We start from the raw sequence: 7,978 nt of genomic DNA, 5'->3' as shown, positions 1-7,978 counted from the left end.
CATGTTCGACTAGCGCATACCGGGGTTTTTACTGAAACTCCCGCTCGCGCAGCCATTTGGTGGCAATCCATTTGTCCCCGGCGATCACCGGGGCGCCGCCGTGCAGGGTGCGGGTGGACGGGTGTGGCCGCTCGTAGCTGAAGAACACAGCATTGCCGCGCTGCGGCGCGACCTCCAGGTGCACGTCTGGGAAGGTGGTGCCGCCGCCTTTGTCGGGCGTGTTCAGGTACATCACCAGGGTGCCCACGCGCTGGCCGCCGCGCTGGATGATGCTGGGCGTGCCAGGCTCGGCGGGGTCGAAATAGTCATAGTGGGGCTTGTATTCGGCACCCGGGCGGTAGTGCAGCACCTGCAGGCCTTCGCCGTTTTCGATGGGCCACTGGAGCAGGCGTGCAATGCGCTCCTCGATGCGCTGGATCAACGGGCTTTGGCCGCGCTGGAAAAACATGCCGTCGCTGGTGCGGTCGGCGTTGATCTCCTCGCCCCCGGTCTTGGTGGCCACGGTGAGCGAACGTGCCATGCGGGGCTCTGCAGCGGCGATCAGTGCATCACATTCCTCGGACGACAGCAGATTGCCAAAAACCACGATGCGCGGCTGTGCCATGGCCAGCAGCACATTCACGGTGCGGTCTCCGCAGTCCACCTGCGCGGGGGATTCATCCAGCCGGGGCTCGGGCACTCGCACGGCCGAGGGCAGGCCCTGCTGCACGGCCAGATCGTTCAGGTGCTCCTGCAGCGTGATCTCCAGCGCATCCGCCGCCACGTCTTCGTCCCAGCCTGCGTCACGCATGGACTGCAGCACCACGGGCGCGGCGTAGCCCGCCTGAGCTTGCTCGATGATCCAGCGGCGCAACTCGGGGGTGATGGCCTGCCGCGCTGCGCTGGCGTGCTGGGTGGTGGTAGTGCTGTCCGGGTGCTGGTCAGAACGCGATGCCATGGCGGTCCTTCAACAAGAGCAGGGTGGTGGGCGGATTTATGCGGAGGCCGGGGTCTTGCGCCGGAAGACCAGGCGCTCGGGCTCGGAGGATGCCGGGGCAAAGGCATAGCCGTCCAGATCAAACCCTTCGAGCTGGTGGGGCGTGGCAAGGCGATGGGTGATGGCGTAGCGCGCCATCAGGCCGCGTGCGCGCTTGGCATAAAAGCTGATGATCTTGTAGCCGCCGCCCTTCCAGTCTTCGAACACGCATTCGATCACGCGGGCCTTGAGCGCCTTGCGGTCCACGGCTTTGAAGTATTCCTGCGACGCGAGATTGACGACCACGGGCGTGGTGTCGGATCGCAGGCGGACATTCAGGTGCTCGGCAATCTGGCGGCCCCAGAACTGGTACAGGTTGCTGCCCGCGTCGGTGGCCAGGCGCGTGCCCATCTCCAGGCGGTAGGGCTGCATGCGGTCCAGCGGCCGCAGCACGCCATACAGGCCACTGAGGATGGCGACATGGCTCTGGGCCCAGTCTAGGTCGTCAGCGCTCAGGCTGCGGGCTTGCAGCCCCTCGTACACGTCGCCATTGAAGGCCAGCACCGCCTGGCGCGAGTTGGTGGCCGTGAAGCGGGGGCGCCAGGCCTGGTAGCGTGCCACGTTCAGGGCCGCGAGCGCATCGCTCAGTTCCATCAGCGAGGCAATCTGCTGCGGCGACTGCTCGCGCAGCACCTCGATGAGCGCGGTGGACTGCGGCACAAACTGGGGTGTGGTGTGCGGCAGGCTCTCGGGCACGGGCGTGTCGTAGTCGAGCGATTTGGCGGGAGACAGCAGGAACAGCATGGGGGGCGAAGGGTTCGTGGACCTCGGAGGGTTAAGCGGGGCCTGGAAAGTGCGGGTTGCTGGCTGCACCCACGGCCTGAAATGGTACCTGCTGGACGACCGTCTTCTGTCGCTTGCGGGTATTGGTGCCCAGTACGGTGCTTGCTCAGTTGCCCAAAAAAAGAAGGCGGCCTGAGCCGCCTTCTTTGCGCAGGCTGCGGCCCTGGGGGCAGCAGCCACTGCAGCGTATCAGGCTGCTGGGGGCTGCTCAAACGGCAGCGTCATGGCAGACAGGTCGCGGCGGGTTTCCACCAGCACCAGCGGGCCTTCGTCCAGCACCACGGCCGGGGGCCGCTCGCGGGGCACGCGGATGGGCTTGGGCTCGGCAGCGATGGCGGCCTGCACGGCAGCGATCTTGTCGGCGTCCGAGTTCACCCACTGCAGACCCGATGCAGCAGCCACTTGCTGCAGTTCATCGATGGGCAGCGTGAACGCCTGAACGCGGGGCAGTCCCTTGGCTTGTGCAGCTGTCGCCACGGGAGCCTGGGCGGCTACCGCCGGTGCGGGTGCTGCGACAGGCGCCGGTGCAGCCACCGGGGCGGCTGCAGGGTTTGCAACGGGCGCTGCAACAGGTGCCGTGGTAACAGGCGCTGCGGCTGGCGCAGTGGCTGAAGCGGCTGGTGCTGCAACAGGGGCTGCGACAAGGCTTGCAGCCGGTGCCACGGGCTCGGCGGCGGGCGCGTTGCTGAAGTAGCTGCGGCGCGGCGCCTCGTCCTGTGCCGGTGCGGGCTCGGCCTGGGTGGGGTCAAAGTCCAGCATCGCTGGTGCAGCCGCTTCGGCGTTGCCGTTGTTGTCGCGCGGGCCACGCTCGCCACGTTCGCGGCGATCACGGCCATAGCGGTCGCGGGAGCGGCGCTCGCGGCGCTGCTCTTCGGTGGCGCCATTGCCGTTGGCTGCTGCGTCATTGCCACTCAGGTCCAGGTCCGGCAGCGATGCCAGTGGGGCGGTGTCGACAAAGTCGCCAGCGGCGGCTGGGGCGCCTGCCTCCTGGGCCTCGACCGCGCGGGGAGCGCGTTCACCGCGTTCGCCACGGTTGCCACCGCGATCACCGCGTTCGCGGCGTGGGCCGCGTTCGCCACGGGGTTGCTGCGCTGGTTGGCCTTCTGCGCCACCGGTGTTGCCCGCGTTGGGGCCATCCACCTGAGCGGTTGCGGCGGTGGCGTTGTCACCGTTCATGCCAGCGTTCTGGTTGCGCGGCTCGCTGTCGCGGCGGGCACGGCCACCTTCACGGCCTTCGCCACGTCCGTTGCGGCCACCTTCACGGCCTTCGCCACGGGCTTCGCCTTCGGGGCGGCGCTCTGCGTCGCGTGGCGGGCGGCTATCTGCATCGCGGGGCGCACGGCCTTCGGCCGAGCGTTCGCCACGGCGGCCACGGCCTTCGCCAGAGCTGCCTTCGCGGTTGCCATCACGTGGTGCGCCTTCGCGCTGACCGTCCCGGTTGCCATCGCGGCCACCACGGCGGCCACGGCTTTCACCGTTGCGGCCTTCGCGGCGGGGTTCGCCACGGCCGGTGGTTTCAGCAGCGGCAGGTGCGGCTGCGGGCGATGCCGTTGTGACCGGGGTGGGGGCTGCCGGTGCGCTGCCAAAGCCAAACAGGCTCTTGAGCCAGGCGAAGAAGCCTTGCTCTTGCGGTGCAGCAGGGGCGGGCGCCGGAGCGGCTACTGGTGCAGGTGCAGGGGTGGCAGCGGCTGCAGGGCGTTGGCCACCACGGGGTGGGCGTGCAGCGCCTTCGGGGCGGGGCTCGGCCACTGGGGCGGGTGCGTCAGGCAGTACGCCCTTGATCACCGGGGTCTGCTTGTTGGTGGGCTCTTGCGAGCGGCGCGTCACGGCCGTGGGGTCTTCCACTTCTTCGGCGAGCTTGTAGCTGGCTTCGATGTGGTCCAGACGCGGGTCGTCGTGCTTGAGGCGTTCCAGGCGGTAGTTGGGGGTTTCCAGCGTCTTGTTGGGAACCATCAGCACGGCCACGCGCTGCTTGAGCTCGATCTTGGCGATCTCGGTGCGCTTTTCGTTCAGCAGGAATGAGGCCACTTCCACCGGCACTTGGCAGTGCACGGCGGCCGTGTTGTCCTTCATCGACTCTTCCTGGATGATGCGCAGAATCTGCAGCGCCGAGGATTCGGTGTCGCGGATGTGGCCCGAGCCGCCGCAGCGGGGGCAGGGGATGGACGAGCCTTCGGAGAGGGCGGGCTTCAGGCGCTGGCGGCTCATTTCCATGAGGCCGAACTTGCTGATGGTGCCGAACTGCACGCGGGCGCGGTCCTGGCGCAGCGCGTCGCGCAGGCGGTTTTCCACTTCGCGGCGGTTCTTCGACTCTTCCATGTCGATGAAGTCGATGACGATCAGGCCGCCCAGGTCGCGCAGGCGCATCTGGCGGGCCACTTCGTCGGCGGCTTCCAGGTTGGTGCGGGTGGCGGTTTCCTCGATGTCGCCGCCCTTGATGGCGCGGGCCGAGTTCACGTCCACGCTGACCAGCGCTTCGGTGTGGTCGATCACGATGGCGCCGCCCGAGGGCAGTTGCACAGTGCGGGCGTAGGCCGATTCGATCTGGTGCTCGATCTGGAAGCGGCTGAACAGGGCGGCGTCGTCGCGGTAGCGCTTCACGCGGGCGGCATGCTCGGGCATGACGTGCGCCATGAACTGCTGTGCCTGTTCGTAGATGTCGTCGGTATCGATGAGGATGTCACCGATGTCGTTGTTGAAGTAGTCGCGGATCGCGCGGATCACCAGGCTCGATTCCTGATAGATCAGGAAGGCGCCCTTGCCACCCTTGGCGGCGCCGTCGATGGCGTTCCACAGCTTGAGCAGGTAATTCAGGTCCCACTGCAGCTCGGGCGCGGTGCGGCCAATGCCAGCGGTGCGCGCGATGATGGACATGCCGTTCGGGTATTCCAGCTGGTCCATCGCCTCCTTGAGCTCTGCGCGGTCTTCGCCCTCGATGCGGCGTGAAACGCCGCCGCCACGGGGGTTGTTGGGCATCAGCACCACATAGCGGCCGGCCAGCGAGACAAAGGTGGTCAGGGCCGCGCCCTTGTTGCCGCGTTCTTCTTTTTCGACCTGGACCAGCAGTTCCTGGCCTTCCTTGATCACTTCATTGATGCGCGCCTGGCTGGGCGAGACACCGGGGGTGAAGTAGCTGCGCGAGATTTCCTTGAACGGCAGGAACCCGTGGCGGTCTTCGCCGTAGTCCACAAAACAGGCTTCCAGCGAAGGTTCGACGCGGGTGACGACGGCTTTGTAGATGTTGCCCTTGCGCTGTTCGCGCCCTTCGATTTCGATTTCGTAGTCGAGGAGCTTTTGTCCGTCGACGATGGCCAGGCGCCGTTCTTCGGGCTGCGTGGCGTTGATGAGCATCCGCTTCATGATGCGATTCCTTCAGTGTTTCGCGGACAGCAGCGGTGCAGCCCACCTGACCCACAGGGAGGGCTGCGCGGGCTGCCGCCCACAGTTTCCAAACCAATACAACAAGCTCTACAGGAGCTGTGAATGCCTGGACTGACGCATCGAAACGAAGGGAATTGCCGGGAATGCCAATGATCTGCCGCGCTCTAGCGCAGCATCGTGAGGCAGGGGCGCGTGGATGGGGGCGAGTGGTAGGAGCGCAGTTTTGCTAGCAAAAGAGCAGCTGATTGCGCTTGCTGGCTGGGCGTTGGGGCTGAATTGGAGCGTGCAGCCGGGGGCATCAGCCACCGCCACAAGGTCACCATCCAGCTCATCAACAACCACATGCTCGCTTTGATCCGCTGACAGGCTGCGCCCGGGTAGGGAACATCTGCCAGCTTGGGGGATTCCGTATCAGTGTTTCAATCTGTCAGCCCGCCGCACGGCGTGCTGGCCACCACAGGCATCTGGCCTGCAATCTGCGCGCACGACGCCCGGTGGCATCGACCTGCCTGCGTGAGGGGCAAGGGCTGTGTGGACTAAACTCCAGACAAATCAACCACTTACATATCAACGCGCAGGTGAAACACATTATAGGGGCCAAACCGCCCACAGCCCCTGCGGGGCTTCCCGCAGCCCGCCTGGTGGAAGTGGATGCTGACTCCGCTGGCCAGCGGCTCGATAACTTTTTGATACGCCACTTGAAAGGCGTGCCAAAAACGCATGTCTACCGCATCATCCGCAGCGGTGAGGTCCGCATCAACAAAGGCCGCGTGAGTGCCGACACCCGCGTGGAAGCAGGGGATGTGGTGCGCCTGCCGCCCGTGCGCATCTCCGACAAGGTGGCCGAGAAGGCCGAGCGTCCGGCGCCTGCGCGCGAATTTCCCATCCTGCTCGAAGACGAGCACCTGATTGCCCTGGACAAGCCTGCGGGCGTGGCGGTGCACGGCGGCAGCGGCGTGAGTTTTGGCGTGATCGAGCAATTGCGCCAGGCGCGGCCGGCTTCCAAGTTCCTGGAACTGGTGCACCGCCTGGACCGCGAGACCTCGGGCATCCTGCTGGTGGCCAAGAAGCGGTCAGCGCTCACTCACCTGCAAGACCAGTTCCGTGAGCGCGAGACAGGCAAGACCTATCTGGCGCTGGTCACGGGCACCTGGCCTGCCAACAAAAAGGTCATCGACCTGCCACTGCACAAGTACCTGCAGGCCGACGGCGAGCGCCGCGTGCGTGTGACCACGGCCGATGACCCGGATGGCATGCGCTCCATCACGCTGGTCAAGGTGCGCAGCACCGTGCCCGCGCGCCCCGCTCAAGGCCTGCCGGCGATGTCCCTGCTGGAGGTGACCATCAAGACCGGCCGCACCCATCAGATCCGTGTGCACCTGGCAAGCCAGGGCCACGCCATCGTGGGTGATGACAAATACGGTGACTTTGACCTCAACAAGCGCCTGCAGAAGCTCTCGATGAAGCGCATGTTCCTGCATGCATGGCGGTTACAGTTCAACCACCCCGCCTCGGGCGAGCGCGTGCAACTGATTGCCGAGCTACCCCCTGAGCTGGCCGATTTTGTGTCCCCTGCCTGACGATCCTGCGCGAAGAACCCCCTCCATGTCTGCCAAAAACTTCCGTCCGCGCCGCTTCGACCTCATTGCCTTTGACTGGGATGGAACCCTGTTCGACTCCACCGCCATCATCGTGCGCTGCATCCAGGCAGCGGTGCGCGACGTGGGCGGCACGGTGCCTACCGACAAGGAGGCCGCCTATGTGATTGGCATGGGCCTGATGCAGGCGCTGGCCCATGCCGCCCCCGATGTGCCGCCCGAAAAGTACACCGAGCTGGGCAACCGCTACCGCTTTCACTACATCCAGCACCAGGACGACCTGAGCCTGTTCGATGGCGTGTTGCCGCTGCTGAACGATCTGCGTGAACGTGGGCACCTGCTGGCCGTGGCCACGGGCAAAAGCCGGCGTGGGCTGGACGAGGCGCTGCATTCGGTGGATTTGCGCGGCGTGTTCGACGGCTCCCGCACCGCCGACCAGACCGCTGGCAAGCCGCACCCCCTGATGCTGCAGGAGCTGATGGCCGAATTTGACGTGGCGCCTGAGCGCCTGCTGATGATTGGCGACACCACCCATGATCTGCAGATGGCGGTCAACGCGGGCTGTGCGAGCGTAGGGGTGAGCTACGGCGCACACGAGCCCGACGCCTTTCATGCCCTCCAGCCGCTGGCGGTTGTGCATTCGGTGCGCGAGCTGCACGACTGGCTGCTGCACAACGCTTGACGCGGGTATCGGAGCGGGACGAGCCCATGACCATACCCTCCACTGATCAGCCTATCGCGCTGTGCAACAGTGCCGACCTTGTCGATGGAGGCCTGGCCGTGCCGTTTGATGTGCAGTACGCAGGCCAGACGTGCAGAGCCTTTGCAATCCGCTACCGAGGCCTCCCGCACGCTTACCTCAACCGCTGCACCCATGTGGCAATGGAGATGGACTACCAGCCCAACCGCTTTTTTGATGACACAGGCCACTGGCTGTTGTGTGCCACCCACGGGGCGGCCTACTTGCCCCATACCGGCCAGTGTGCGGGCGGTCCCTGCCGCGGTGGGCTGGTCAAAATTGCCCTGTCGGAGAGCGATGGTGTGGTGCGCTGGCATACTGCCTACAACCTGCAGCCCGTAGAGTTCTAGAAAATCCAGATGAATTACCCTGATGTGCTGCCGCCCGGTGCGGGTCACCGCGACGCGCGGGCCGCAGCGGTGCAGCGCCCAGGACGCATGACATGACAGACCCCCAGCAGCC

The 7,978-nt window shown here is 65.9% G+C and carries 6 protein-coding genes; 3 read left to right on the top strand and 3 right to left on the bottom strand.

Going from position 1 to position 7,978, the window contains the following annotated elements; all coding sequences use genetic code 11:
- Positions 1-28: 28 nt before the first annotated feature.
- The 3 genes from ISS20_RS21810 to ISS20_RS21800 form a co-directional block, all read right to left on the bottom strand.
- The gene (locus tag ISS20_RS21810) at positions 29-937 is read right to left on the bottom strand and encodes a 2OG-Fe(II) oxygenase (protein ID WP_291439504.1); all 909 of its coding nucleotides are present in this window, start codon (positions 935-937) and stop codon (positions 29-31) included.
- Positions 938-973: 36 nt separating this feature from the next.
- The gene (gene yaaA / locus ISS20_RS21805) at positions 974-1,759 is read right to left on the bottom strand and encodes a peroxide stress protein YaaA (protein WP_291439502.1); all 786 of its coding nucleotides are present in this window, start codon (positions 1,757-1,759) and stop codon (positions 974-976) included.
- A 228-nt stretch (positions 1,760-1,987) separates the two neighbouring features.
- Complete coding sequence (locus ISS20_RS21800; protein WP_291439500.1) at positions 1,988-5,158, bottom strand: Rne/Rng family ribonuclease; 3,171 nt, start codon at positions 5,156-5,158, stop codon at positions 1,988-1,990.
- A gap of 599 nt (positions 5,159-5,757) precedes the next feature.
- Between ISS20_RS21800 and ISS20_RS21795 the strand changes: the two genes are divergently transcribed.
- Genes ISS20_RS21795 through ISS20_RS21785 form a run of 3 tightly spaced genes read left to right on the top strand, consistent with a single transcriptional unit; the run spans position 5,758 to position 7,866 of the window.
- Entirely contained in the window at positions 5,758-6,759 is a 1,002-nt protein-coding gene (locus ISS20_RS21795; RefSeq protein WP_146871248.1) for an RluA family pseudouridine synthase, read from the top strand.
- Positions 6,760-6,784: 25 nt separating this feature from the next.
- Positions 6,785-7,459, top strand: coding sequence for an HAD-IA family hydrolase (locus ISS20_RS21790; protein WP_056747573.1), 675 nt, complete (start codon positions 6,785-6,787; stop codon positions 7,457-7,459).
- 26 nt (positions 7,460-7,485) lie between these two features.
- Positions 7,486-7,866: a Rieske 2Fe-2S domain-containing protein gene (locus ISS20_RS21785; protein WP_056061328.1), complete on the top strand. Its 381-nt coding sequence runs from the start codon at positions 7,486-7,488 to the stop codon at positions 7,864-7,866.
- Positions 7,867-7,978 lie beyond the last annotated feature (112 nt).

It is taken from the genome of Acidovorax sp., assembly GCF_016783915.1.
In the GTDB taxonomy this organism is placed as follows: domain Bacteria; phylum Pseudomonadota; class Gammaproteobacteria; order Burkholderiales; family Burkholderiaceae_C; genus Acidovorax.
This window is presented reverse-complemented; position numbering and strand designations above follow the sequence as displayed.